Source organism: Dactylosporangium thailandense (assembly GCF_059739745.1).
Genome location: NZ_AP029195.1, coordinates 2,982,451 through 3,007,649, shown reverse-complemented (window position 1 = coordinate 3,007,649; position 25,199 = coordinate 2,982,451). Strand labels below are relative to the sequence as shown.

The window sequence follows — 25,199 nt, the reverse complement described above, 5'->3', positions numbered from 1 at the left end:
GGCGGCTGGGCGGCGAGCGGCGAGCGGCGAGCGGCGAGCGGCGAGCGGCGCAAACGACGATCCGGCCGCTGTCAGCGCACCGCACACAAGCTCAGAAGGGCCCGCCTTCGCGACACCCCGCGCTGTCGGCAGGTCCTCGAGCGGGCGGCGGATTACCGAATTATCGAATTACCGGTAATCGCAATGCCGGTAATTCGATGTCAATCACACAGCGTGATCGGCGGCAGTTCACCGGATCGTGAAGGATGCGGTGACCGGCTCGGCCGCGGCGTACGTGGCGTTGCCCGGCTGGTCGGCAGTGATCGTACAGGTGCCGAGCGTCAGCAGCGTGACCGTCGCATCGGAGACGGTGCACACGGGCCGGGTCTGGCTCGTGTAGGTCAGCGGCAGCCCGGACGACGCGGAGCCGGTCAGGCGCACCGTCGTGGTCGACAGGGCCGCGTCGGCGAGCGGGCCGAACGTGATCGTCTGCGGGGCCAGCGTCGTGGTCACCGTCAGCGTCGGGGCGAGGGCGCCACAATGGTCGCCGCACGTGCCTCTGATGTCGGCGACCCCCGCCGGCACACCGGCGACCTCACTGAAAGCGACGTCCGCGGCGGCGTAGGTGCCGATCTGGTCGGCGATCACCGGCAGGATGACGCCGCAACCGCCCGGCATGGGCTCGACGCGGCCCCAGGTGGTGACCTTTGTCCCGTCTTGCGCCGTGGTGACCGGGCCACCGCAGGTGTTCTGTGGCGGGGCGCCGATCGCGGTGATCTTCAGATGTGGCGGGAAGGTGGCGGTGAACGCGAATGGGACCGCCGCCCGGGACGGGTTGAACACGGCGATGCCGAGCGCGGTGGGTTCCCCGATCGGGACGGTGGCCGGGACGGCGAAGAACGCCGCCACGTACGGCTGTCCGGTGATGGGCGGCACGGCCGGGGCAGTCGGGCCGCCCGACGCGATAGGGCCTGCGGAAACACCAGGAGCCGCGGCCAGGGAAGGGCTGACGGTGACGACGCGGTCGCTCGATGCTGCCGGTGACAGACCTGTCAGCACAGCGACGGCTAGCGCCACCGGCTGCCACGACAGTCTTGTTGCGCTTCCGCGTCCGCGTGCGATTACCCACCGTGGCTCCACGATCGCAATATAGGCACAATCCCGCACGAACCGGGCCGGATCACGGAGATCAGCAATCGATGTGTACCGTGCTCCCGATGAACGGGAGCGGTGCCGGTGACGAGCCCCGGGTGCTCGGCGGGCGGTACCGGCTGGACGACATCCTCGGCGTCGGGGGAATGTCGGTGGTCTGGCTCGCCCACGACTCGGTCCTGGGGCGCTCCGTCGCGGTGAAGGTGCTGTCCGGACGGTACGCGGCAGATGAGCGCTCCCGGCGCCGAATCCGGGACGAGGCCCGCGCCGCGGCCGTGCTCTCGCATCCGAACATCGCGCAGGTGTACGACTACGGCGAAGCCTTCCCCGGCGACGACAAGCCATCGAGGACCGGCGAGACACGGCAAGCCGGAAGACCATTCGGAAACGAGACACCACAAGCCAGAAGCGAGACGCTACAAGCCGGAAGGCCGGCCGGAAACGAGACGCTCCGAGCCGGAAGGGCAGCGGGAAACGAGACACCACAAGCCGGAAGGCCGACCGGAAACGAGACACCACAAGCCGCCGGAGGGCGAACCGGGAGCGAGACGCAACCAGGCGGCGCGACGACGGGTGACGGGCCGATGCCGTACGTCGTCATGGAGCTCGTCCCCGGCCAGACCCTCGCCCAGCGCCTCGCCGAGGGACCGCTCCCGCCCGCTGAGTCCCTACGCATCTGCGCCGAGGTCGCGGCCGGCCTGGCCGCCGCGCACGCCCACGGCCTCGTGCACCGCGACGTGAAGCCGGCGAACGTGATCCTGTCCCCAGCCGGCGCCAAGCTCGTCGACTTCGGCATCGCCACGCTCGTCGGGCCGGAAGCGCTCACGGACACGAACGCGAGCGGGCGGCCGGTGTTCGGCACCCCGCAGTACCTGGCGCCGGAGCGCCTCGGCTCCGACCCGGTCACCGCGGCGTCCGACGTGTACTCGCTGGGCGTGGTGCTGTACAAACTCCTCGCCGGCACTTTGCCCTGGCCGGTCGCCGGCGGGCCGGACGTGCTCGACGCGCACCAGCACCGGGTCCCGGCACCGCTCCCGCGGCTGCCCGGCGTGCCGCCCGCCGTCGCCGACCTGTGCCGCCGCTGCCTCGCCAAGCATCCGCGGTCGCGGCCGAGCGCCGCGGAGGTCGCCGGGGTCCTGCGCGCCACGGCGGAGCCGCGCATGTCGAGGATTCGGGACACGGCGTGGCCGGCGGTGGCGGCGGCCGGGGGCGCGACGGCGGCCGTCGTCCTCGCCTGGGTGCTCGCCTCGGCGCCGGACCACGCGGTGCCGGCGGAGTCCCTGCCCTGGTTTGCGGACCCGGCCGTCTCCCCGGCGGTTGCGAGCCGGTCCGACAATTCGTCCGGCGCCGCCGCGAACCCGGGCAACGCCGCCACCGGCAAGGGGCCGAGCGTCGCGGGCAACGGCGGCGGCACCGCGGTGGCGACCATCGGCGGGGACCCCGGCCCGACCGGCGGCGCGACCGGCGTGGCGACGACCACGGACCCGGTCACACCGCCGGCGACCGACCGGCCGCCGGCTTCGCGGACGTTCACCTCGGAGGGCGGCGCGGTCACGGCCGAGTGCGCCGACGGGATGGCGCGGATCACCGATCGGACGCCGGCGAAGTCGTGGAAGGTCGACGACGAGCAGACCGGGCCGGCCGCCGTCGCGAGCGTGACGTTCCGGCACGGCAACACCCGCGTCACCATGACCGTCACGTGCCCCGGCGGGACGCCGTCGCTCAGCACCGACACGCCGTGACCAAGTCACTTCAGGCCGGATGACCGCCACGTGCCCCGGCGGGACACCGTCGCTCAGCACCGACACGCCGTGACCAAGTCACTTCAGGCCGGATGACCGCCACGTACCCCGGCGGGACACCGTCGCTCAGCACCGACACGCCGTGACCAAGACGCTTCAGTCCGGGTACTCGACCCCCGGCGTCGACGCGATCAGCACCTGGGCGGCCTCGCGCCACCCGAGCGTGCCGTAGAGCAGCCGGCCCTCCTCGCTCGCGACGAGGATGCCCTCCTCCGCGCCCCGCTCGGCGGCGGCGGACGCGAGGGCGCCCATGACGGCGGCGGCCAGGCCGCGGCGCCGATGGTCGGGGCCGGTCAGAATCCGGTCGGGCACGGCCGTGCGGGCACTGAGGCCGGCGAAGCCGCGCGCCGCCCACGCGTCGCCGGGCGCGGAAACGGACACGCGGATGCAGGACCCGTCAGCCTGAATTTCCATCCGGTACGGCTCTCGCACCGCAACCCGCGGATGCGCCCCCAGATCGGTGGCCATCAGCCGCTCCGAGGACCGCAGCAGCACCAGCCCGGCCCGCTCGATCGCCGCGGCCGAACGGGCCGTATCGGTCGTCGGCACGGTCAGCCACGTGATCGCGTCCTCGGCCGCGACGAGACCCGCCAGCCGGGTCAGCGCGCCGGGGTCGTCGTCCAGCGCGAAGTACTCGATCTCGCGCCCCAGCTGCCGGCAGTGCACCCGCAGCCCGTCGCCGAGGTCGTCGGCCGCGGGCAGTTCCCGCGCGGCGGTCCAGCCTTGTGCCCAGCGCGCGAACAGCCCACGCAGCTCACTCATGCCGCCAAGTAGATCAAACCTCGTCAGACCGACAGCAGCCGATCGAGCAGGTGATGGTACTGCAACACAGCGTCACGCATACCCTCCGTACTGTCCGACGAACGCGCGCCGGCCCGCTCGAGCTGCTCCTCCCGCCCGCGGACGCTGGCCGTGAGACCCTCGACCGCCTCGTCCACGAGCTGCCGGGCCTCCCCGACACTGCGGCCGGGGTTCTCGACGAAATTGGTCTGCAAATCGTGCCAGCGCCGGCGGATCTCCTCGGCCCGCGCGCTGTCCCAGATCGGCGTCTCCCGCGTCCCGGCACCCGGCGCGGCCTCGGCCGCCGTCTGAGCGCCCGTCGGGGAGGGCGTCTGAGCAGGCGTGGTGGCGGGCGAATCGCCGGCCGTCCGCGAAACGGTCTCACCCGGCACAGGCGCCCCCGCAGCAGGCGACTCGGGCGAAGACGCACCAGGCGAAGACGCACCAGGCGGAGGTGCGGCAGGCGAAGACGCACCAGGCGCGGGCGCGGCAGGCGAAGGCCCACCAGGCGGAGGCGCACCAGGCGGAGGCGCGGCAGGCGAAGACGCACCAGGCGCAGGCGCGGCAGGTGAAGGCCCACCAGGCGCAGGCGCGGCAGGCGGAGGCGCACCACGGGAAGGCGCACCGGGTGATGGTTCGGTAGGCGGCTGTGCAGCCGGCGGCTCCGAGGTCGGGTAGGTCGGCTGCTCGGGGTCCATTGACGGGTCACGCATGGCGATCATGCCTTTCCGGTAGCCGGGCGGTCGCCGAGCAGATCGGCGAAGAGGGCTCGGTAGTGCATCAAGGCCTGGCGCAGCTGCTCGGTCGAGGCCTGGCCGCGCTCGTTGACCTTGTTGATCTCGTGCGCCTCGCGGTAGTGACCCAGGGTCTCGGCGTGCTCGACGCTGAGTTCCTGGGCCCGCGTGTCGAAGTCGTCCACCGGGTAGCCACGCTCGGCCATGACCTGCGTGACGAGCTCGTCGGCCTCCCGCGTCGCCGCCTCAGGCTCCTCGACGAAGTGGGCCTGGGTCCGCTGCCACCGGTCCGCGTACACGCGGCGCTGGTTCGGGTCCAGCTCCCGCAGCGCGAGGCTGTCGTGGTGCTGCTCGCGCTGGCGCAGGTCGCGTTCGGCCGCGCGCCGGGAGGGTTGTTCCGCGACCGCGCGGTCGTACTCGGGGCCGAACCGCCGGCGCAGATCCTTGGAGCGGCGACGCTGGCCGATGCCCGTCGCGACCGCGGCGATGACGATCAGCACGATCACGATGACGGCGAGGGCGGTGGCGGTCGTTGACATAGGGCCGACCCTAATTCGGCCGGGTGGGACCCGGCCTCACCCACGGTGATGGAGCGGCCGACGGCCGGTCGTGCCTGCCCAGACTCGCGCGAGTCGCGGCAGCGGGCCGGCGACCGGCACTGGCCCGGCCAAGCCGCTGTCGAGCGAAACCCCGGCCGCGCCGACCAAGCCGAACTACACGCCGCAACGACCGAACACCACAGCGTGCCCGGCAACCCGCACGCGCCCGCCGGCAGAAACACCGACACACCGCAACATCCGGACAGCGAAGCGTGCCGGGCGACGGCTAACGGTGCCGGGGACGGCTAACGGTGCCGAGCGAGGGCCTAACGGTGCCGAGCGACGGCTAACGGTGCCGAGCGACGGCTAACGGTGCCGGGCGAGCTCGGGCGCCTCAGTGTCGAGCGGCACCTCGTGCCCCCGGACCAGCCCCAGCTGCACGCCCGGGCGCGAGCCGGCCGCGGTGAACAGCCAGCCGGTGGCGGTCCGCAGGCGGTTGGCGGGCAGGGCCGCGAGGTGGTAGCCGCGCGTGATCGTGCGCGCGAGCAGGCCCGACAGCGGCACCTGCAACGGGTTGGCGACGGCCTCCCTACCACCGAGGTCGACCACGAAGCCGAGGTCGCGGTGGCGGTACCGCCGAAGCCGCCCGATCCCGTAGGAGGCCGCGACATTGCTCGCGACGAGCCGCCCCTGCCGCACCGCGTGCTGCGCGGTCGTCGGCGTGTAGCGGCCGGGGTTGTACAGGTCCGGCACCGCGGCGCCGTCCCCGCAGGCAAAGACGTCGGGAAAGCCGAGCACTCGCAGGTGCGCGTCGACGCGGACGCGGCCCGCCTCCGTGGGCAACCCGGCGCGTTCGACGACCGGGTCGGGCCGTACGCCGACGCACCAGACCAGAGTGCGCGAGGGCACATCGCGCCCGTCGGTGAGCGTGACGCCGCCGGCCGTCGCCTCCCGCACCGAGGTGCCGAGCCGCACCTCGATGCCGCGCCGCCGCAGGACCCGCTCGGCGCCGGCCGCCATGCGCGCGTCCATGCCGGGCAGCACCTGATCGGCCGTGTCCAGCAGCAGCCAGCGCGGCGGCTCGTCGCGCAGGCGCGGGTGGCGGGCGGCGATGTCGGCGGTGAGCAGCTGGCCCTGGGCGGCGACCTCGGTCCCGGTGTATCCGGCGCCGACGACCACGAACGTCATCCGCGCCCGGCGCTCGGCGGCGTCCTCGGCGGCGTCGGCGAGCTCGATCTGGCGGATGAGGTGGTCGCGGAGGTACAACGCCTCGGGGATGCCGCGGAAGCCGTGCGCGTGGTCGGCCACGCCCGGGATGGGCAGCAGCTTCGTGACGCTCCCGGCCGCCAGGATCAGCCGGTGGTACTCCAACGAGCCCACATCCCCCTCCGGGCCCACGTACCGGACGGTGCGCGCGTGCGGGTCGACGGCGTCGACCTCGCCGAGCACGAGCCGCACCCCGGGCAGCGTGTCCGGCAGCGACACCGAGATGGCGCGCGCGTCAAGGGCGCCGCCCGCCACCTCGGGCAGCAGCGGCAGGTACAGAAAGTAGTCGGTGGGGTTCACGAGCACGACTTCGGCCGCGCCACGGGACCGGCGCAGCAGCGTCCGCGCCGCCTGGTAGCCCGCGAACCCCGCCCCGACGATGACGATGCGGGGGCGCCCCACGTCAGCGGTTCCCGAGCGCCTGCACCAGCTCGGCCTTGGTCATCGCCGACCGGCCGCGGATGTTGCGGCGCTTGGCCTCGGCGTACAGGTCGTCGCGCGAGCGCTCGGACCGGGGCTGGTTGCTGGTCGCCTTGTTCGGGGTGCGCGGCTTGTCCGAGGACTTCATCGTGCGCGTCGGCTTGCCCAGCTCCTGCCAGCTCGTCTCGGTCATCTCGACGCCGTGGCGCTTCGCGGCCCGCTTGATGCGCCGGAACGCCTCGGCCCGCTCGTCGTCGCTGGCGTCGCGCACCTGATCGAACCGCGCGATCGCGTTGCGCACGTGCGTGGCGTCGTTGAGCGGCTCCTTGCGCAGCCGCGGGAACGCGAAGGTGCTGTCGGACATCGCGTTGCGCTCGGCGGCGTCGAGGGTGCCGGAACGCTTCCTGTTTGCAGCCATACAGCACGGTTACCCGAAGCGGGATGATGTATTCGGGCCGCACTGCCGCCGTCGCGGCGACGCAAGGCCAACGGCGACGCAAGGCCAGACGCAAGGCCGACGGCGACGCAAGGCCAACGGCGACGCAAGGCCAGACGCAAGGCCGACGGCGACGCAAGGCCAGACGCAAGGCCGACGGCGACGCAAGGCCAGACGCAAGGCCGACGGCGACGCAAGGCCAGACGCAAGGCCGACGGCGACGCAAGGCCAGACGCAAGGCCAGACGCAAGGCCGACGGCGACGCGAGGCCAAGAGCGTCGCCCACGGGAGCCGATGATGCCGTGTCGTCCGGCGGAAGGGGGGGTAGTGGATCGCGTCGACGACGAAGGAGGCGACATGGAGACGTCCGCCACGTTCATCGGTACCGCGACCGTCCTGCTCCGGATCGGCACGTTCACCCTGCTGACCGACCCCAACTTCCTGCACCGCGGGCAGCGCGCCTACCTCGGCCACGGGGTGTCGAGCCGCCGCCTCACCGAGCCCGCACTCGGCCCCGACGACCTGCCCCCGCTCGACGCCGTCGTGCTGTCGCACCTGCACGGCGACCACTTCGACCGGATCGCCCGCCACCGGCTCCCCCACGACGTGCCCGTGCTCACCACCGTCCCGGCCGCGCGGCAACTCCGGCGGTGGCGCTTCCACGATGCCGTCGGGCTGCGCCCTTGGAGCGACATGGTGCTGCGCCGCGGCAACGAGACCCTGCGCATCACCGCGGTCCCGGCCCGCCACGGGCCGACCGGGCTGCACCTGGCGATGCCGACGACCATCGGCACCATCCTGGACTGGGAGGTCGACGGGTTCCGCCGGTTGCGCCTGTACGTCTCCGGCGACACCAGATTCAACCGGCGCCTGCTGCGCGACATCCCCGAGCGCTTCCCCGGCATCGACACGGCGCTGCTGCACCTGGGCGGCACCCGCATCCTGGGCGCGCTGGTGACCATGGACGCCCGCGACGGCGTGGCCCTGGCCAACCTGATCCGGCCGGACCGCGTGATCCCCATCCACTACGACGACTACGGCGTGTTCCGCGACCCGCTCTCGAACTTCCTCCAGCCGACGGTCACCGCCCACATCCCGGCCACGGTGCTGCCGATCCTGCGCGGCGAGACGGTGAGCCTGAAGGCGAGCCCGGTTCCGGCGTACGGCTAGCGGCGCTCGCGGGCCAGGCGCTCCAGGGCCGGCAGCGCGGCGGCGATGAGCTCCTCGTCCTGCTCGGTCAGGCCGGCCATCAGCCCGGCCAGGTGCCCGGCCCGCACGGCGCGGCGCCGCTCCAGCAGGTCGATGCCGGCCTGGGTGACCTCGATCAGCACGACGCGGCGGTCGGTCGGCTCGGCGGAGCGCACCACCAGGCCCTCGCGCTCCAGGCGCTGCACGAGCTGGGTCATGGCCGGCTGGGTCACGCCCTCCGCGGCGGCGAGGTCGGTCAGCTTGCGGGGCCCCTCCTGCTGCAGCCGCCAGATCGTCGACGCGGCGGTCAGGCTGATGTCGTTGGGCGGGTTGCCCTGCCGCAACAGGCTGAACACGCGCTCGACGGCGACGGTCAAGCGGGCGGGATCCAAGCCAGTCCGGGGCGCAACCATGCCCATATTGGAACACGCCGAGGTCAGGCCGGGCCGGGAAGCTCACGCACGGCGAGTTCCGAGCTGGTCGCCAGCACGATGCGCAAGTTCTTGCGGGCATAGCGACGGTTCTTGCCGGAGACGGTACGCTGAGCCCGTGGCGACGAGGCTCTCCGAGGTGGCGAAGTACGCGGGGTACAGCGAGGCGACGGTCAGCCGCGTCCTGCGCGACGTGCCCGGCATCGGCGCGGACACCCGCAACGCGGTGCTGACCGCGCTCGACGTGCTGGGCTACCAGCGCCCGACCCGGCACCGGCGCGAGCTCGGCAGCCTGGTCGGCATGGTGCTGCCCGACCTGCACAACCCGATCTTCCCCGCCTACGCGGAGGCGATGGCCGGCGCCCTGGTGCGCCAGAAGCTCATCCCGGTGCTGTGCACCCGCACCGCCGACGGGGTGTCCGAGGCGCACTACATCGAGATGCTGCTGGCCCGCAAGGTCGCCGGGATCATCTTCGTCGGGGCCAGCTACGTCGACGCCGGGCCCGAGCAGGCCAAGGCGCTGCGGGCCCGGCGGCTGCCGATCGTGCTCATCAACGAGGCCGACGAGAACCTCGGCGTGCCGCGGGTCGCCGTCGACGACGCGGTCGCGGTCGACCTGGCCGTCACGCACCTGCGCGACCTGGGCCACCAGCGGATCGGGCTGATCGTCGGGCCGCGCGGGCACGTGCCCTCGGAGCGCAAGCTGACCGAGTTCCGCAAGCTCGCCACCGACAGGCGGCTCGTCGCGCACACGATGTTCTCCATCGCCGGCGGGCAGTCGGCGGTCGCGCCGCTGCTGGAGGCCGGGGCGACCGCCGTGGTCTGCGCCAGCGACACGCTCGCCCTCGGCGCCATCCGCGGGGCCCGCAAGCAGGGGCTGCGGGTGCCCGAGCAGCTGTCCGTCGTCGGCTTCGACGACTCGGTCTACATGCCGATGATGGACCCGCCGCTGACCACCGTGCGCCAGCCGATCGGCGCGATCGGGGTGGCCGCGGTGCACTCGCTGGTCGCGCAGATCGAGCGGCGGCCGGTGCCCCTCGAGGAGGAGCTGTTCGAGCCCGAGCTCATCGTCCGGTCCTCGACGGCCGCCGCTCCGTAAGCGGTTGCGATCTACGCGATGGTTTTTGCACTCATCAGGCCGAGGGTGTCGACGACCCGGTTGGCGAAGCCCCACTCGTTGTCGTACCAGCCGACGACCTTGACATGCCGCCCGTCGACCCTGGTCAGCGCCGAGTCGAAGACGCACGACGCCGGGTCGCCGACGATGTCCGCGCTGACGATCGGGTCGGTGCAGTACGACAGGATGCCCTTCAGCGGGCCCTCGGCCGCCTCGCGGTAGGCGTCCAGCACCGCCTCGCGCGTCACGTCGAGCTCGACGGTCGCGTTGAGCTCGACCAGCGATCCGACCGGGACCGGCACCCGGATCGAGTCGCCGGACAGTCGCCCGGCCAGGCCCGGCAGCACGAGCCCGATCGCCTTCGCGGCGCCGGTGGTGGTCGGCACGATGTTCACGCCGGCGGCCCGGGCGCGGCGCGGGTCCCGGTGCGGGCCGTCCTGGAGGTTCTGCTCCTGCGTGTACGCGTGCACGGTGGTCATGAACCCGTGCTCGATCCCGGCCAGCCCGTCGAGCACGGCGGCCAGCGGGGCGAGCGCGTTGGTGGTGCAGGAGGCGTTCGACACGATGGTGTGGCGGTACGGGTCGTAGGCCTCGGTGTTCACCCCGTACGCGAGCGTGACGTCGGCCCCCGCGGACGGCGCGCCCACGAGCACGCGCTCGGCGCCGGCCTCCAGGTGCGCGCGGGCGGCGTCGGCGGCGGTGAACCGGCCGGTGGACTCGAGCACGATGTCGACGCCGAGCTCGGCCCAGGGCAGCTTGAGCGGCTCGCGCTCGGCCAGGGCCCGGATGCGCCGGCCGTCGACGACCAGCTCGTCGCCCTCGGCCGCGACCGGGCGCCCGAATCTTCCGAGGGTGGTGTCGTACCGCAGCAGCTGCGCCAGCGCCGCCGGCGCCGCGAGATCGTTGACGGCGACGACCTCCAGCTCGCTGCCGCGCTCGACGATCGCGCGCAGCACGCTGCGGCCGATGCGACCGAAACCGTTGATGGCAATTCGTCCAGACATGCGGCAATCGTCCCCGTCCGCCCGATCAGGCGACAGCGGACGGCTCGCCAGTCTCCGCAAGCATCTCGCCATGCGGCCGGGCGAAGGTCCGCCGGTACTCGCTGGGTGACGTGCCCAGGATCCGCTGGAAGTGCAGCCGCAGGTTTGCCCCGGTGCCGAGCCCGACCCGCGCCGCGATCTGCTCGACGCCGAGCCCGCTGCGCTCCAGCAGCTCCCGCGCCTGGTCGACGCGGGCGCGCAGGATCCACTGGGTCGGCGTGTAGCCGGTCTCCTGCACGAACCGGCGCGACAACGTCCGCGCCGACACGTTCGCGTTGCGCGCCAGGTCCTCGAGGGCCAACGGCTCCCCGAGCCGCTCGAGCGCCCACTGCCGGGTGGCGGCGAAGTGCTCGCCGACGGCCTCGGGAACGCTGCGCGGGATGTACTGCACCTGTCCCCCGCTGCGGTACGGCGCCGCGACGAGCCGCCGGGCGACCACATTGGACAGCGCGACGCCGTGGTCCCGCCGCACCAGGTGCAGGCAGAGGTCGATCCCGCTGGCCGCCCCGGCCGAGGTGAGCACCTCCCCCTCGTCGACGAAGAGCACGTCCTCGTCGACGCGGATGGCGGGGTGGCGCCGGGCGAGCTCGCGCGTGTAGTGCCAGTGCGTGGTGGCCCGCTTGCCGTCCAGGAGCCCGGTCGCGGCCAGCGCGAACGCGCCGGTCGAGATCGCGGCGAGCCGCACCCCGCGCGCGTGGGCGGCCCGCAGCGCGGCGACGACCTCGGCCGGCGGCTCCTCCCGGTCGGGATGCCGGTACCCGGGGATGAAGATCGTGTCGGCGGCGTCGAACGCGTCGAGCCCCTCGGCCACGTGGTAGGCCAGCCCGTCTCCCCCGGCGACCAGGCCGGGCGCGGCCCCGCACACGTGCACGGCATAGGGCATCCCCGGGCGGTTGGTGAAGACCTGCGCCGGAATGCCCACGTCGAGCGGCTTGGCCCCGTCGAGCACGAGCACCACGACTCGGTGGATCGTTCTCACCCGAGCAGCGTCACACCCGCGGCGGCCCCGGGGGAAGTGTCTGGAAAGCCACGGACCGCAAGTTTCCCGCCAGGGGTCCGGACGCGAACGACCGGACCCCGGCGGGTGGCGGTGCCGTCAGAGCGCCAGCCAGGCGCACCCGTCGGCCGGCAGGAGGCCGCCGAGCAGGGGCTCGCTGGTCAGGAGAATTTCGGTGTGGGCGGGGAGGCGGGCCGGGGCCGCGGTGAAGTTCACGACGCACGCGAAGCCCTCGCCGCGGCGGAAGGCCAGGACGCCGTCGTCGCTGGTGATCCAGGCGATGTCCTCCGGCAGCGTGGTCAGGTGCTCGCGGCGGATCGCGAGCGCCTGGCGGTACAACCGCAGCATGGAGGTGGCGTCCGGCTCCTGGGCCTCGACGGTCAGGGCCGACCAGCTCGCGGGCTGCGGGAGCCACGGCTCGGCCGCGCCCGGTGGCGAGAAGCCGAACGGGGCTTCGCCGCCGGACCAGGGCAGCGGGACGCGGCAGCCGTCGCGGCCGCGGTCGGTGTGCTCCGAGCGCTCCCACGTCGGGTCCTGGATGCGCTCCAGGGGGATGTCCTCGACCTCGGCGAGGCCGAGCTCGTCGCCCTGGTAGACGTACACGCCGCCGGGCAGGGCCAGGGTGAGCAGGGCGGCGGCGCGGGCGCGGCGGGTGCCCAGGGCCGGGTCCGTGAACGCGCCGTGGCGGCGGTTGCCGAGGTCGAACGTGGTGTCCTCGCGGCCGTAGCGGGTCACGTGGCGGATGGTGTCGTGGTTGGACAGCACCCAGGTCGGCGGGGCGCCCACGAGCCGGTGCGTGTCGAGGGTGTCGTCGATCGTCTTGCGGATCGCGTTGGGCTCCCAGGCGCAGCACAGGAACTCGAAGTTGAAGGCGGAGTGCAGCTCGTCCGGGCGCAGGTACCGCACGAACTGCGCCGTCGTCGGCAGCCAGACCTCGCCCACGAAGACCCGCGGGTCGGCGTAGGCGTCGGCGATGCGCCGCCAGGCGCGGTAGATCTCGTGGACGCCCTCGTGGTCCTGGTAGGGCAGGTCGGCCGGGTCCGGGTCGGCGCCCACGTCCGGCAGGCCGGGCGTCTTCATGAGGCCGTGGGCGACGTCGATGCGGAAGCCGTCGACGCCGCGGTCGAACCAGAACCGCAGCACGTCTTCGAACTCGGCCCGCACGCCCTCGTGCTCCCAGTTCAGCTCGGGCTGCTGGGGCGCGAACATGTGCAGGTACCACTCGCCGTCGGGCAGCCGGGTCCAGGCCGGGCCGCCGAAGTACGAGCGCCAGTCGTTCGGCGGCAGCTCGCCGCCGGCGCCGCGGCCGGGCCGGAACCAGAAGCGCTCCCGGGCCGGGTCGCCGGGCGGCGCGGCGAGCGCCGCCCGGAACCACGGATGCGCGTCCGAGCAGTGGTTCGGCACCAGGTCCACGAGCACCCGCAGGCCCTGCTCGTGCGCCTCGGCGAGGAAGCCCTCGGCGTCGGCGAGGGTGCCGAAGAGCGGGTCGATGTCGCGGTAGTCGGCGACGTCGTAGCCGCCGTCGGCCATCGGGGAGACGTTCCACGGCGTCAGCCAGAGCGCGTCGACGCCCAGTTCCCGCAGGTAGGGCAGCCGCGCCCGGAGGCCGGCGAGGTCACCGACGCCGTCTCCGTCGCCGTCGGCGAAGCTGCGCAGGTAGATCTGGTAGATGGCGGCGGTGCGCCACCAGCCGTTCGAACGCATGGAGCGTCTCCCCAATGAGGTTGCGGGTTTACCAGCCCGAGTTGCCCGGGCCGCGGGTGATCGGGTAACCGCCCGGGTTGTTGAGGCCGCCGGATGCGGCCCCGGTGACGGTCACGTAGTTGGCGGTGGCGGCGCCGCTGACGTTGAGCACGTCGATGCCCCAGGTGCCGGCGCCGGTGATGGTGAGGTGGTCCAGCAGCAGGTTGCCGATGCGGTGGCTGTCGCTGAGCAGCACCGCCTGGTAGGTGCTGTCCGCGATCGTGTTGTAGGACAGGGTCACCGGAGTGGTGATGTCGGACTGGTTGGCGTAGACCCACAGCGCGCCGAGGTTCGACTGCCAGTTCGGCTCGTAGCCGCCGGTGCGCGTGAGAGTGTTGCGGGTGACGGTCGTCGGGCCGCTGAACGGGATGCCGAAGCGGCTGCTGACGGTGATGCCGGCCGAACCCGTCACGGTGTCCGACACCAGGTTGTCCGCGGCCACGTTGCCGCTGCCGCCGTAGATGCCGATGCCGTTGGCCAGCAGCGGCGTCTGGACCGTGTTGAAGGTGTACGACGAGTTCGTCACCGGGTTCGTCTGGGAGAACATCGCCAGGGCGTCGTCGCCGGTGTTGCGCACCGAGGACTGATCGAAGCGCGTGTTGCTGACGTTGCCCAGGTAGGCGTTGAGGTTGGCGCCGTCGGCGAACGTGTTCGCGATGCGCAGCGCGGCGACGTAGAGGCCGTCGGTGCCCGCGGAGACCCACACGCCGGTCTTGGTGTGTTCGACGCGCACGTCGAAGAGCAGCGAGCCGGTGCCGAAGTTGCCCTCGATGCCGGTGTCGAAGTTGGCGTCGTCGCGGTAGGTGACGTCGCCGGACATCGTCAGGTCGGCGATGGTGACCCCGGAGCCGGTGGCGAAGAACCCGCCCTTGCCGTTGCGGCCCTTCACGGTGCTGTACCACTGCCCGGCCCCGCGCACCGCGACGCCCGCGAGGTTGATCCGGCTGGTGATGTCGAACGTCCCGGCCGGGATCCACACGCCCTGTCCGGCACTGCGCGCGGCCGACACGGCGTTGTTGATCGCGCCGGTGTCGTCCGAGCCGTCGCCGGAGGTGGCGCCGTAGGTGGTGATGGACACGAAGTTCGCCGGCATGGTGTACGCGGCCGCGGCCTGCTCGGCGTCGACGATGTCGATCGTGTACGAGCTCGCCGTGTCGGACGCGTCCTTCTGCAGCTTCAGGACGGTCCCGGCGGGCCAGTCACCGATCGTCGCGCGGGTCTCGTCGAAGAAGTGGTGCGCCGAGCCCTGCGAGGGCACGTTCGTGTACGGGTACGACCCGTAGACCCACGAGTAGCGGGACGTGAGCGTGATGTCCTTGACGTGGGTCCCGTTCGCGTAGAGCGAGATCGGCGCGCTCGCCCCGGCCCCGTCCGCGCTGTCCGGGATCGAGTAGCGGATCGTGAGCGCGTTGGCCGGCTTGCTCAGCGTGAACTGCACGTACTGCCCGGTGCCGGTGAGCTGGACGGCCTGCCGCCCGGTCGCCTCGCTGGCCACCGTGAGGAAGGTGCGGCTCGCGGCGAGCTTCGTGCCGTTCGTGGTCGCGTCGGCCGCGCGGTACTCGGTGTAGGGCAGCGTCGCCCCGCGGGCGGCCAGGGCCAGGCCGCCGGTGACGCCGACCGAGTCGATGTCGACGCCGCCGGTGTCGCCGCTGTCGACCTGCCAGCCGATGAGGTTGAGCCCGGCGCGGAGGGTGACGGTCTGGTTGGCGGTGAGCCACCCCGACCCGGCCGGCAGGTTCACGCGTCCGATCTTGATGCCGTTGACGTACTGTGACAGCGTGCGCACGGCACCGGACGTGTTCGTGTAGCGCAGCGAGACCTGCCGCGCGCCGGCGGCGGGCGCGTTCACGGACACGATGACCCGCGCGCCCACGGCGGAGAAGCCGGTCAGGTGATCGCCGGAGACGCTCGGCCCGCCGGAGAAGAACGCGGTCTCGGCCTCGTAGGTCGACGGAGATCCAGGCGGGGTCGATGTGGACGGGGTCGGCGAAGGGGCCACGCCGACGGTCAGGTTGTCGAGGTTGACGTTGCCGGAGTCGGTGCTGTCGAACCGGTAGGCGACCGTGGTGCTCGCGGCCGTCAGGTTCACGGCCTCGGTCGCCGTGGCCCAGGTGTCCCAGTTCGCCGTCGCCGGCAGGGAGATCTGCCGCAGCTTCACGCCGCCGGTGTACAGCGACAGCGTCATCGCGGCCCCGGTGCCGTTGGCGTAGCGCAGCGTCAGGGACGAGGTGGCCGGCACGGTGAAGCCGACCGACGCGCTGCCCTTGTTGCCGTCGGTGAACCCGCCGACGAACCCGGTGCCGGTGTATCCACTGTGGTCGGTGGCCACGACGGCCCCGCCCGACAGCGTGGCGTTCTCGGCCTCCAGGCCGCTCGAGGCGGCGGTCGACACCGTGACGCTGTCGAGGTTCACGTTGCCGGAGTCGGCGCTGTCGAACCGGTAGGCCACCGTGTTGCTCGCGGCCGTCAGCGAGACGGACTCGGTCGCCGTCGACCACGTGTCCCAGTTCGCCGTCGCCGGCAGCGAGATCTGCCGCAGCCTGGCGCCGTTGACGTAGAGCGAGAGCGTCTTGGCCGAGCCGGTGCCGTTGGCGTACCGCAGCGCCAGCTGGTTGCCGGCCTGCACGCTGAACGTGGTGGCGGCGCTGCCCTTGTTGCCGTCGGTGTACCCGGCGACGAACCCGCTGCCGGTGTATCCACTGTGGTCGGTGGCGACGGCGGCGCCCCCGGAGAGGGTGGCCGACTCGGCCTGGTAGGTGGCGGTGGCCGCGTCGGCGGGACGGGCGGCCAGGGCGACGGCGGCGGCCGCGATGGCCGCGGCGGTGGCGGCCGCCGCGACGATCAGTCGTCGTTGCATGTGGTGCTCCCTTCTAATGCGCGTAGACCTCGAACTCGGACAGCTGGGCGGCGGGCCAGCCGTTGTTCGCGGTGAAGGTCAGGGTGATCGTGCGCAGCGCGGCCGGCGGGAACGTGATGGTGACCGCGTTGCCCGTGTCCGGGTCGAGGGTGTAGTCCGTCGCCGGCACCAGGCCGTTGACCTCGATCGTCTCCGTGCGGGCGCCCCAGTTCGGCGGGAGCTTGAGCACGAGCCGGTCCACGGTGCGGGTGTCGCCGAGGTCGAGGGTCACGGTCTGCGGGAAGGCGTTGTTGGCGCTCTCGAAGTAGGTGCCGGGGTCGCCGTCGATCAGGTTGGCCGGCCCGGTCCAGGACAGCGCCTGCGAGCTGGACGTGATCTGCTGGCCGAGCGCGAGGTTGCCGTCCGGGTCGAAGCCGATGCCCCGGACGGAGACGACGTACGGCCCGGCGGGCGAGGTGGTGTCGACCATGATCCGCTCGGCGAAGACGCCGGCGTGGTCCGGGTCGAAGGTGACGGTGACCGTGCAGGTCGCCCCGACGGCGATCGTCGAGCACGGGGCGGTGGCCGTGTAGCCGGCCGGGGCCCGCAGCGCGCGGACGTCGATCGGCTTCGGGCCGGGGTTGGTGATGGTGAAGGTCTTGGTCCCGGCGGTGTGCAGGGCCAGGTTGCCGAAGTCGAGGCTGTCCGCGCTCAGCTTCAGCGCGCCGGCGGGCGGGAAGCCGCAGCGGGTGCCCGTCCACCCGAGGTTCCCGGGGCCGCGGTCGATGACAAAGCCACTGCCGCAGTCGTACTTCCCGGCGGTCGCGACCACCCACGAGAAGCGCGCGGAGCCGGGCGCCTGCAGCTGGAGCGCGAACGTCCCGGGCCGGATGATCGCGACCCGGTCCAGGCGCACGTTGTCGATGCGCTTGCCGAAGAACTGCACGGCCGCGAACGGGCTGTCCACGATGGACACGTCGTGCACGTCGACGGCACCGGTCATCGGGGCGTCCGCGGCGTAGAACCACAGCGCCGCGACCTCCTCGGGCGGGTTCGGCACCAGGTTCCCGGCGCGCAGCAGCACGTTGCGGGCGATGGTCGTGGTGCCCGCGAGCGGCACGGCGCCGAAGCGGTTGCCGACGTGGATGCCGCCGCCCTGGGTGACGGTGTCGGCGGCGACGCTGTCGGTGACGGCGTTGTCGCGGCCGCCATAGATCGCGAAGCCGTTGGCCAGCAGCGGGGCGATCACCGTGTCGTGCACGAACGCGTTGTCGTGGTCGGCGTTGCCATCCGACCACATCGCGAGCCCGTCGTCGCCGGTGTTGCGCACGAACGTGTCGCGGATGACGGTGTGGGCGACGCCGTTGTGGAGGTTCACGCCGTCGGCCATGGTGTTCTGGATGCGGGCGTGGCTCACGGTGAGCCCGTCGCTGGGCCCGTCGAACCACATGCCGACCTTGGTGTGCTCGATCCAGACGTCGTCCACCGTGGACCCGTGGCCGTAGGTCCCGCCCAGGCCGCTGTCCGAGGTGGAGTCGTCGCGGACCGTGGTGTCGCCGGCGATGGCGAAGCCGGACAGGTGCACGGCGGCGGCGCCGGTGCCGAAGATGCCGACGTTCGCGCCGCGCAGGACGGTGTGCCACGGCCCGGCGCCGCGCAGGGTCACGCCGTCCGCGGTCAGGTGCCGGGTGACCGCGTAGGTGCCGGCGGGCAGCCAGACCCCCTTGGCCTGGGCCTTCCCGGCGTCGAGGGCGGCCTGGATCGCCGCCCCGGAGTCGGCGGCGCCGCTCGGGTCGGCGCCGAAGTCGGTCGCGCTGAGGAAGCCGGACGGGCGGGCGGCGGGCGGGCCGGCCAGCTCGAAGTCAGCGAGGTCCACGACGACCGGGGCGGTGGCGGTGAACCGGACTCGGGAGCCGGCGGCCAGGGTGCGGCCGAGCAGCGCATGGACGTCGTCGAAGTAGTGGTGCTGACCGCCGTCGGCCGGGTTGTTCGTGTACGGAAAGTTGCCGTAGACGTGCGAGTAGCGGGTGGTGAGGGGCAGGTCGGTGCCGGTGGAGACGCGCAACCTGGCGTCCGGGCTGCCGTCGGGCAGCGAGTAGCGGACGTTCACCGCGTCGGCCTTGGCCTTGAGCGTGAACTCGACCCATTGGCCGGCCCGCAGCGAGACCGCGCGGCGACCGGACGCCTCGGCGGCGAGCTGGGTGAAGTCCACGGACGGGCCGACCCGACCGCCGTTGGTGGCCGCGTTCTCGGCCTCGTAGGTGGTGAAGGGAACGTTGGCGCCGGGCGGGGTGACACCGGCGGAAGCGGGGACCGGATACAGGATGACGGCAGCGAACAGCGCCGCCGCGAACATGCGACGTGACATGGGGTGTTTCAGCCCTTCAGGCTGCCGGTGGTGAGGCCGGACATGATGTTCTTCTGGAAGATGAGGAAGAACACGACGGTCGGAACGGCGGCGATGACGGCGCCGGCGATGACAACGTTCTGGGTGAGGCCCTGCGAGAAGGCGTAGATGCCGACGTTGACGGTCCGGTTGTCGGCCGAGGGCTCCACCAGCAGCGGCCAGAGGAAGTCCTTCCAGATGGCCGTGAGCGAGAAGATGGACACGACGCCGAGGATCGGCCGCGAGATCGGCAGGACGATCGACCACAGGCTGCGCAGCGGCCCGGCGCCGTCGATCGCCGCCGCGGCCATGAGGTCGGTCGGGATCGAGTCGAAGAACCGCTTGAGCAGGAAGATGTTGAAGGCGTTGGTGACCGCGGGCAGCCAGATCGCCCACGGGGTGTCGACCAGGTTCCAGTGCACCAGCGGCAGGTCGATGGCGGTGACGTACTGCGGGATCACCAGCACCGTCGAGGGAATCATGAGCGTGGCCAGCATCAGCGCCAGGATCCCGTTGCCGAACGCCGGGCGCAGCTTCGAGAACGCGTAGGCGGCGGCGACGTCGAAGACCAGCTGGAAGGCGAGGGCGCCGAAGGCGTACCAGACCGTGTTGAGCAGCAGCCGCCCGAGGCTCAGGGCCGTCCACGCCTCGGCGTAGTTGGCGGGCTGAGGGTCCTGCGGATACAGGGTCGGCGGGATCTGGGCGACCTCCGGGCCGGACTTCAGCGCGCCGGTCACCATCCAGTACAGCGGGCCGGTGAACACGATCGTGAAGAGGACCACGACGGCGATGACGATCGCCCAGTAGGCGCGGCGGGCGGCCGGGCGCTGGAGCCGGGCCGGGGAGATCAGCGTGCGGGCGGCGGTGTCCATGTGACTGCCCTCAATCCTGCTTCGGGCTCAGCCGCGCGTAGGCGACGGAGAAGCCGGCCAGCACGACCATGAGCATCACGCCGAGGGCGGCGGCGCCGTTGAGGTCGTTCTGCTTGAACGCGTGCTGGTACATCAGGTAGACCACCGAGGTCGCCGAGTCCTCGACACCGGCCCCGCCGGCCAGGATCAGCGGCTCGATGAAGACCTGCATGGTCGCCACGACCTGCAGCAGGAACATCAGCGACAGGATCAGCCGGGTCTGCGGCACGGTGACGTGCCACAGCCGCCGCAGCAGCCCGGCCCCGTCGAGCTCGGCCGCCTCGTAGAGCTCCCCCGGGATGTTCTGCAGCGCGGCGAGGTACACCAGGATCGAACTTCCGACGTTCATCCACGTCGCCGCGATGACGAGCGAGGGAGTCGTCATCGTGGTGGACTGCACCCACTGCGACGTCGGCAGGTGGACGGCGTGCAGGAGGTGGTTGAAGATGCCGGCGTCGCCCGGGTCGTAGGCGTAGCGGAAGAGCAGCAGCGCCGAGGCGGGCGGGAGCATCACCGGCAGGTAGACCACGGCCCGCAGGTAGCCCCGGGCGTGGCGCAGCTCGTTGAGCAGCACGGCGATGAAGAACGGCAGCGCGTACCCGATGACCAGGGCCAGCAGCGTGAACATCGCGGTGTTGCGCCACGCCGCGGCGAAGCTGGGATCGTGCCAGAGGCGCACGTAGTTGTCCCAGCCGACCCAGGTGGTGACCCCGCGCCGGGTGCGCTGGAAGCTCATGATGAACTCGCGGACCATCGGATACCACGAGAACACCGCGAAGCAGACCACCGCCCCGGCGAGGAAGCCGTGCCCGGTCAGGTTGTGCACCAGGCGTCGTTGCCACAGACGCTGCGTCTTCGGGATGGCGCGGGCCGGCCGCACCGCGCTGTCGAGCCGGACCGCGCCGTCCACTCAGGACTCCTGGGACAGGATCGTGTTGACCTTCTGCTCGGCCGTGCTCAGCAGGCCGTTGATGTCGGCGCCGGGCTGGGTGAGCACCGCGGACATCGCGGCGTCGAGCACGGCGTAGATGGCCTGGGCGCGCGGCGGCTCGGCCTTGATGGTGATCGGGTTGTTGGCGTAGGGCGCGTAGTCGGCCAGGTTCAGGTTGCTGTTGGCCTTCTTGAGCTCGTCGTCCTGCTGCTGCACGTCGGTGCCGGGCTTCCAGATGAGCGGCTCGGGCAGGCCGACGGGCACGCCCATCGCCTTCTGGGCCACGTAGTTGAACTGGCCCTGGCCGGGCGTGAACTCCTCGAAGGCGAGCCACTGCAGGCCGGCCTTGATCTGCGCCGGGGAGAGGCCCTTCTTGAAGAAGTAGCCGCTGCCGCCGCCGAGCGTGGTCTTCGCCGGGCCGTTGTCGCCGGGCATCGGGCCGATCGCCCAGTCCTCGTAGGCGCCCTTGAACTGGGTGACGATCGCCTTGATGGTGTCGGGCGCGCCGACGTACATGCCGACCTTGCCGGCGCCGGCGTTGGTGAGCAGGTCGGCCCACTGCAGCAGCTGCTTCTCGCCGACGCTGTTGTCGGTGAACCGCATGTCGTGCAGCTGCTGCAGCACCGCCTTGCCCTCGGTGGTGTTGAACGCGGCCTTCTTGCCGTCGTCGCTGACCACCGAGCCGCCGCGGGAGTACAGGGCGGCCGAGAAGTGCCAGCCGCCGGTGTTGCCGGCGCTGTACTCCTGGTAGCCCGCGATCCCGTTGCCGAGCGCGCTGATCTTCTTGGCCGCCGCGGCGACCTCCTGCCAGGTGGCCGGGGGCTTGGTGGGGTCGAGGCCGGCCTGCTGGAAGAGCTTCTTGTTGATGACGAGGCCGAGTCCGTAGCCGGCGTAGCCGATGCCGTAGGTCTTGCCGTTCTCGATGAACGGGTCCTTGATCGCGGGCAGGACCTTGTCCCAGTTCGGGATCGTGTCGGCGGTGATGTACTTGGTGATGTCCTCGGCCGCGTCGGCGTCGAGCACCTGGTCCAGGTCGGTCATGTACCCGTAGAACAGGTCGGCCTGCGTGCCGCCCTGCAGCCGGGCGGTGAAGTCCGGCGGGTTGTCGCACTGGCTGCCGACGGAGACGGTCTTCACGGTGACGCCGGGGTGGGCCTTCTGGAACGCGGCCACGTCGTCGTTCCACAGCTGCAGCGACTTGCCGCCGTTGTCGGTCTTCTGCGGCGGGCAGTCGACCACGATGGTCGTCGGGCCGTCGGCGGCGGTGTCGTCCTTGCTGTCGCCGCACGCGGCGAGCGTGGTGGCCCCGAGCGCGACGACGAGCGCCAAACGGAGTGCTTTTATCGACATCGATCTATCCCTTCAGGCGGACGGGATGCGGGAAAGGCTTTTGTTTCGTTTCGGTGTCGCAGACAGTACGAGTATTGCCGCCAGAAGTCCAGCGTTCGTTGCAAAAACTCGACAAGCCCGCCGCCCCGTCAGCGCGGTTTACCGGACCTGAAACCGCACTACAGCCCAGGTAGCAGCCGCTTAACCGATTCAGCCAGTGCGCTTTCCCGTCGATTCCGACGGCAATTGCCGTCGCCTTCTTGCGCAATTTCTGAGCCCATGATCGCAAGTCGTTGCAAACGATTCCGGGACACAAAAACAGAGCGGCGACGACGCGGGTGCGTCGTCGCCGCTCTGTCTGGTTGCGCCGGGCTTCAGCCGGGCCAGTACCCCGTCGCGCGGCGCACACCGATCGCGCCCGCCCGGTCCACCGCCGCCTTCACCACGGCGAAGATGGCGCCCTGCAACGCCGCCGCCACGAGGATCTCGCCCCAGGCACGATCCTCGTCGGTGGCGTTGGGCGCGTCGTCGTCACGCCCGGCGACGCGCCACACCTGCTTGAAGATCAGCCCGGCGGCGGCCCCGGCCGCGGCGCCGAGGAGCACCCCCACCGGCTTGTACGCCAGCTTTGCCATCCGCCCACTCATGCCGATCCGTTTCCCGGCCCGCCCACGGGCCAAACGCCATGCCGCCGCCGCGCCTGCTACCCACGGCGTCCGCCGCGAAACGAGACGTTTGAAATATTTGCCATTGGGCAAGTACCCGGCCATGGAGCTGTCGGTCACGATGTCGTGCCGCGGGGACGAGACGCTGCTCGAGTTATGCGGCGTACTCGACTACGCGTCGGTACCCTACCTGCGCCAGGTCGTCTACCGGCGCTTCGACGCGGGCAGGCACACGATCACGCTCGACGCGGCCGCGCTGCGACTGATCGACGCGGCCTCCATCAAGGTGCTGCTCTACCTGCGCGAACGCGCGCTCGGCGCGGGCGGCGACCTCCGGCTGACCGACGTGCGCGGCACCGCCCTCACCGCGCTGGAGATCGCTGGCGTCGCCAAGGAGCTCGACGCCTACGCCGGCGCCGGCTGGCCGGCCGAGGACCGCGCGAGCACCCCGGTCGACCTCGGGACCGTGCACCTCGGGCACGGGCACTGGCCCGTCGGCGTCACCGAGATGCTCCAGCGGCTGTCCGGCCTGAGCCCCGCCGACCCCCGCCGCGCCCGCCTCCGGGACGAGGTCATCGAGCTGTGCCTGCCGGCCGCGCGACACCTGGCCCGGCGCTACGCCGGCTCCGGCGAGCCGCTCGGCGACCTCGCGCAGGTGGCCGCGATGGGGCTGGTCAAGGCCGTGGACGGCTACGACCCGCAGCGGGCCGTCGAGTTCGGCGCCTACGCGAGCCCCACGGTGACCGGCGAGCTCAAGCGGCACTTCCGCGACCACATCGGCGCCGTCCGCCTCCCCCGCCGCCTGCAGGAGCTGCGGGTGCAGCTGAACCGGGCGCGCGACGAGCTCACGCTCACCCTCGGCCGCCCGCCCCGGGCCGAAGACCTCGCCGCCCACCTCGACGCCGGCGTGGACGAGATCGCCGAGTGCGTCGCCGCCGGTCACCTGCAGCGCCCGATCTCGTTCGACTCGCCCGCGACCGTGTCGGGCGAGCACGAGAACACGACCGTGGCCGACCTCGTGGGCGGCGACGACCCCGGCTTCGAGCTGGCCGACCTGCGCGCGTCCCTGCCGACGGCGATGGCCGGCCTGCCCGAGCGGGAGCGGCGCATCGTCGCGCTGCGCTTCTACGGCAACCTGAGCCAGTCCGAGATCGCCGCGCGCGTGGGCATCTCCCAGATGCACGTCTCCCGCCTGCTCACCCACGCGCTGGGATTCCTGCGCCGCCGCCTGGCGTAACCCCCCGGTACGCCAGACGGCGGCCGCTCATCACGGCTTCAGCAGGACCTTCAGCGTGCCGTCCCGCTTGGCCTGGAACGCCTCGTACGCGGCGGGCGCGTTCGCCAGCGGCACCCGGTGCGTCGCGAAGGACTCGACGCCGAGCGGGTCGCCGTCGCCCGTCAGCAGCGGCATGATGTCGTCCACCCACCGCTTGACGTTGGCCTGGCCCATCCGCAGCTGGATCTGCTTGTCGAACAGCACCATCATCGGCAGCGGGTCGGCCGTGCCGCCGTACACGCCCGAGATCGAGATCGTCCCGCCCCGCCGGACGGTGTCGATGGCCAGCTGCAGGGCCGCGAGCCGGTCGACGCCCGACTTCTCGATGAGCTTCTGCGCGAGCGCGTCGGGCAGCAGGCCCGCGGCGGTCTGCGCGAGCTTCCCCGCGGGCGCGCCGTGCGCCTCCATGCCGACGGCGTCGATCACCGCGTCCGGGCCGCGCCCGTCGGTCAGGTCCCGCAGCCATCCGGCCACGTCGTCGTGCGCCTCGAAGTCCACGACCTCGAACCTGTTCGCCCGCGCGCGGGCCATCCGCTCCGGCACCACGTCGACGCAGATGACCCGGTAGCCGCGGTGCACCGCGACCCGGCACGCCATGTCGCCGATCGGGCCGAGCCCGAGCACGACGATCGTCCCGCCCGGCGGCGCGCCGGCGTACTCGACCGCCTGCCACGCGGTGGGCAGCACGTCGGAGAGGTACACGAACCGGTCGTCGGTCGTCCCCTCGGGCACCTTGATCGGGCCGAACTGGGCCTGCGGGACGCGAAGGTACTCCGCCTGCCCGCCCGGCACCCGCCCGTACAGCCGCGTGTAGCCGAACAGCGCCGCGCCCTTCTCCTCCGAGCGCACCTGCGTCGTCTCGCACTGCGTCATCAGCCCCCGCCCGCACATCCAGCAGTGCCCGCAGGAGATGTTGAACGGGATCACCACCCGGTCGCCGCGGCGCAGGTGGGTGATGGCGGACCCGACCTCCACCACGGTGCCCATGGGCTCGTGCCCGAGGATGTCGCCCTCGGTCATGAACGGCGCGAGCACCTCGTACAGGTGCAGATCCGACCCGCAGATGCCGCTGGACGTCACCTTGATGATGATGTCGTTGGGCTGCTCGATGCGGGGATCCGGCACCTTGTCGACCCGCACGTCCCGCTTGCCGTGCCAGACCACAGCCCTCATGCCGCGGACCCCGGCACGGTGAGCGACGGCTGCGTCAGGTGAGTCATACGGCGCCCACTACCCGA

22 protein-coding genes are annotated in these 25,199 nt (G+C 72.1%); 5 read left to right on the top strand and 17 right to left on the bottom strand.

The features are described from left to right. Positions 1 to 228 precede the first annotated feature (228 nt). A complete protein-coding gene (locus AC6JBM_RS13555; protein ID WP_497983957.1) occupies positions 229 to 915 on the bottom strand; it encodes a DUF7933 domain-containing protein in 687 nt (228 codons plus the stop codon). A gap of 95 nt (positions 916 to 1,010) precedes the next feature. On the opposite strand from AC6JBM_RS13555, the gene AC6JBM_RS13550 reads away from it, so the two are divergent. Further along, positions 1,011 to 2,873, top strand: coding sequence for a serine/threonine-protein kinase (locus AC6JBM_RS13550; RefSeq protein ID WP_497983956.1), 1,863 nt, complete (start codon positions 1,011 to 1,013; stop codon positions 2,871 to 2,873). Between the two features lie 156 nt (positions 2,874 to 3,029). Here the strand turns inward: AC6JBM_RS13550 and AC6JBM_RS13545 are convergent, their stop codons facing one another. Next, positions 3,030 to 3,695: a GNAT family N-acetyltransferase gene (locus tag AC6JBM_RS13545; protein WP_497983955.1), complete on the bottom strand. Its 666-nt coding sequence runs from the start codon at positions 3,693 to 3,695 to the stop codon at positions 3,030 to 3,032. Positions 3,696 to 3,718: 23 nt separating this feature from the next. Next, entirely contained in the window at positions 3,719 to 4,105 is a 387-nt protein-coding gene (locus AC6JBM_RS13540; protein WP_497983954.1) for a hypothetical protein, read from the bottom strand. Positions 4,106 to 4,167: 62 nt separating this feature from the next. On the opposite strand from AC6JBM_RS13540, the gene AC6JBM_RS13535 reads away from it, so the two are divergent. Further along, positions 4,168 to 4,356: a hypothetical protein gene (locus tag AC6JBM_RS13535; RefSeq protein WP_497983953.1), complete on the top strand. Its 189-nt coding sequence runs from the start codon at positions 4,168 to 4,170 to the stop codon at positions 4,354 to 4,356. 75 nt (positions 4,357 to 4,431) lie between these two features. On the opposite strand, the gene AC6JBM_RS13530 is transcribed toward AC6JBM_RS13535, so the two are convergent. The 3 genes from AC6JBM_RS13530 to AC6JBM_RS13520 all read right to left on the bottom strand — a co-directional run bounded on the left by AC6JBM_RS13530 (position 4,432) and on the right by AC6JBM_RS13520 (position 7,090). After that, on the bottom strand, positions 4,432 to 4,986 hold the full coding sequence (locus tag AC6JBM_RS13530) for a hypothetical protein (RefSeq protein WP_497983952.1): 555 nt from the start codon (positions 4,984 to 4,986) through the stop codon (positions 4,432 to 4,434). A 366-nt stretch (positions 4,987 to 5,352) separates the two neighbouring features. Then, positions 5,353 to 6,654 carry an NAD(P)/FAD-dependent oxidoreductase gene (locus tag AC6JBM_RS13525; protein ID WP_497983951.1) on the bottom strand — a complete coding sequence of 434 codons (1,302 nt, stop codon included), beginning with the start codon at positions 6,652 to 6,654 and terminating at the stop codon, positions 5,353 to 5,355. Between the two features lies 1 nt (position 6,655). Next, the gene (locus AC6JBM_RS13520; RefSeq protein ID WP_497983950.1) at positions 6,656 to 7,090 is read right to left on the bottom strand and encodes a DUF6582 domain-containing protein; all 435 of its coding nucleotides are present in this window, start codon (positions 7,088 to 7,090) and stop codon (positions 6,656 to 6,658) included. 375 nt (positions 7,091 to 7,465) lie between these two features. On the opposite strand from AC6JBM_RS13520, the gene AC6JBM_RS13515 reads away from it, so the two are divergent. Beyond that, on the top strand, positions 7,466 to 8,278 hold the full coding sequence (locus AC6JBM_RS13515) for an MBL fold metallo-hydrolase (RefSeq protein ID WP_497983949.1): 813 nt from the start codon (positions 7,466 to 7,468) through the stop codon (positions 8,276 to 8,278). Here the strand turns inward: AC6JBM_RS13515 and AC6JBM_RS13510 are convergent. After that, positions 8,275 to 8,673, bottom strand: a complete 399-nt coding sequence (locus tag AC6JBM_RS13510; RefSeq protein WP_350625144.1) for a MarR family winged helix-turn-helix transcriptional regulator — start codon at positions 8,671 to 8,673, stop codon at positions 8,275 to 8,277. The two genes, AC6JBM_RS13515 and AC6JBM_RS13510, sit on opposite strands and share 4 nt — an antisense overlap. A gap of 172 nt (positions 8,674 to 8,845) precedes the next feature. Between AC6JBM_RS13510 and AC6JBM_RS13505 the strand changes: the two genes are divergently transcribed. After that, on the top strand, positions 8,846 to 9,826 hold the full coding sequence (locus tag AC6JBM_RS13505) for a LacI family DNA-binding transcriptional regulator (RefSeq protein ID WP_497983948.1): 981 nt from the start codon (positions 8,846 to 8,848) through the stop codon (positions 9,824 to 9,826). Positions 9,827 to 9,837: 11 nt separating this feature from the next. On the opposite strand, the gene gap is transcribed toward AC6JBM_RS13505, so the two are convergent. From gap to AC6JBM_RS13460, 9 genes are all read right to left on the bottom strand, one after another. Further along, on the bottom strand, positions 9,838 to 10,848 hold the full coding sequence (gene gap, locus AC6JBM_RS13500; RefSeq protein WP_350625148.1) for a type I glyceraldehyde-3-phosphate dehydrogenase: 1,011 nt from the start codon (positions 10,846 to 10,848) through the stop codon (positions 9,838 to 9,840). Between the two features lie 25 nt (positions 10,849 to 10,873). After that, positions 10,874 to 11,866 carry a GlxA family transcriptional regulator gene (locus AC6JBM_RS13495; RefSeq protein WP_497983947.1) on the bottom strand — a complete coding sequence of 331 codons (993 nt, stop codon included), beginning with the start codon at positions 11,864 to 11,866 and terminating at the stop codon, positions 10,874 to 10,876. 117 nt (positions 11,867 to 11,983) lie between these two features. Continuing rightward, a complete protein-coding gene (locus AC6JBM_RS13490; RefSeq protein WP_497983946.1) occupies positions 11,984 to 13,588 on the bottom strand; it encodes a glycoside hydrolase family 13 protein in 1,605 nt (534 codons plus the stop codon). Between the two features lie 28 nt (positions 13,589 to 13,616). Continuing rightward, positions 13,617 to 16,484 (bottom strand): carbohydrate-binding protein, encoded by a 2,868-nt coding sequence (locus AC6JBM_RS13485; protein WP_497983945.1) that lies wholly within the window; start codon positions 16,482 to 16,484, stop codon positions 13,617 to 13,619. 13 nt (positions 16,485 to 16,497) lie between these two features. Then, complete coding sequence (locus AC6JBM_RS13480; RefSeq protein WP_497983944.1) at positions 16,498 to 18,831, bottom strand: glycosyl hydrolase family 28-related protein; 2,334 nt, start codon at positions 18,829 to 18,831, stop codon at positions 16,498 to 16,500. A gap of 8 nt (positions 18,832 to 18,839) precedes the next feature. Continuing rightward, the gene (locus AC6JBM_RS13475; RefSeq protein ID WP_497983943.1) at positions 18,840 to 19,721 is read right to left on the bottom strand and encodes a carbohydrate ABC transporter permease; all 882 of its coding nucleotides are present in this window, start codon (positions 19,719 to 19,721) and stop codon (positions 18,840 to 18,842) included. 10 nt (positions 19,722 to 19,731) lie between these two features. Beyond that, positions 19,732 to 20,670 carry a carbohydrate ABC transporter permease gene (locus AC6JBM_RS13470; protein WP_497983942.1) on the bottom strand — a complete coding sequence of 313 codons (939 nt, stop codon included), beginning with the start codon at positions 20,668 to 20,670 and terminating at the stop codon, positions 19,732 to 19,734. Continuing rightward, positions 20,671 to 22,041 carry an ABC transporter substrate-binding protein gene (locus tag AC6JBM_RS13465; protein WP_497983941.1) on the bottom strand — a complete coding sequence of 457 codons (1,371 nt, stop codon included), beginning with the start codon at positions 22,039 to 22,041 and terminating at the stop codon, positions 20,671 to 20,673. A 353-nt stretch (positions 22,042 to 22,394) separates the two neighbouring features. After that, a complete protein-coding gene (locus AC6JBM_RS13460; RefSeq protein WP_497983940.1) occupies positions 22,395 to 22,655 on the bottom strand; it encodes a DUF4235 domain-containing protein in 261 nt (86 codons plus the stop codon). 133 nt (positions 22,656 to 22,788) lie between these two features. On the opposite strand from AC6JBM_RS13460, the gene AC6JBM_RS13455 reads away from it, so the two are divergent. Further along, complete coding sequence (locus AC6JBM_RS13455; protein ID WP_497983939.1) at positions 22,789 to 23,922, top strand: sigma-70 family RNA polymerase sigma factor; 1,134 nt, start codon at positions 22,789 to 22,791, stop codon at positions 23,920 to 23,922. 30 nt (positions 23,923 to 23,952) lie between these two features. Here the strand turns inward: AC6JBM_RS13455 and AC6JBM_RS13450 are convergent, their stop codons facing one another. Beyond that, positions 23,953 to 25,134 carry a zinc-dependent alcohol dehydrogenase gene (locus tag AC6JBM_RS13450; protein ID WP_497983938.1) on the bottom strand — a complete coding sequence of 394 codons (1,182 nt, stop codon included), beginning with the start codon at positions 25,132 to 25,134 and terminating at the stop codon, positions 23,953 to 23,955. Positions 25,135 to 25,199 lie beyond the last annotated feature (65 nt).

Bases quoted from the DNA above. Each gene is read 5' to 3' on its own strand.
- AC6JBM_RS13455 (WP_497983939.1), top strand. From the start codon at position 22,789: ATGGAGCTGTCGGTCACGATGTCGTGCCGCGGGGACGAGACGCTGCTC.
- AC6JBM_RS13465 (WP_497983941.1), bottom strand. From the start codon at position 22,041: ATGTCGATAAAAGCACTCCGTTTGGCGCTCGTCGTCGCGCTCGGGGCC.
- AC6JBM_RS13520 (WP_497983950.1), bottom strand. From the start codon at position 7,090: ATGGCTGCAAACAGGAAGCGTTCCGGCACCCTCGACGCCGCCGAGCGC.
- gap (WP_350625148.1), bottom strand. From the start codon at position 10,848: ATGTCTGGACGAATTGCCATCAACGGTTTCGGTCGCATCGGCCGCAGC.
- AC6JBM_RS13515 (WP_497983949.1), top strand. From the start codon at position 7,466: ATGGAGACGTCCGCCACGTTCATCGGTACCGCGACCGTCCTGCTCCGG.
- AC6JBM_RS13485 (WP_497983945.1), bottom strand. From the start codon at position 16,484: ATGCAACGACGACTGATCGTCGCGGCGGCCGCCACCGCCGCGGCCATC.
- AC6JBM_RS13460 (WP_497983940.1), bottom strand. From the start codon at position 22,655: ATGGCAAAGCTGGCGTACAAGCCGGTGGGGGTGCTCCTCGGCGCCGCG.
- AC6JBM_RS13475 (WP_497983943.1), bottom strand. From the start codon at position 19,721: ATGGACACCGCCGCCCGCACGCTGATCTCCCCGGCCCGGCTCCAGCGC.
- AC6JBM_RS13545 (WP_497983955.1), bottom strand. From the start codon at position 3,695: ATGAGTGAGCTGCGTGGGCTGTTCGCGCGCTGGGCACAAGGCTGGACC.
- AC6JBM_RS13490 (WP_497983946.1), bottom strand. From the start codon at position 13,588: ATGCGTTCGAACGGCTGGTGGCGCACCGCCGCCATCTACCAGATCTAC.
- AC6JBM_RS13480 (WP_497983944.1), bottom strand. From the start codon at position 18,831: ATGTCACGTCGCATGTTCGCGGCGGCGCTGTTCGCTGCCGTCATCCTG.
- AC6JBM_RS13530 (WP_497983952.1), bottom strand. From the start codon at position 4,986: ATGTCAACGACCGCCACCGCCCTCGCCGTCATCGTGATCGTGCTGATC.
- AC6JBM_RS13550 (WP_497983956.1), top strand. From the start codon at position 1,011: ATGCTGCCGGTGACAGACCTGTCAGCACAGCGACGGCTAGCGCCACCG.
- AC6JBM_RS13450 (WP_497983938.1), bottom strand. From the start codon at position 25,134: ATGAGGGCTGTGGTCTGGCACGGCAAGCGGGACGTGCGGGTCGACAAG.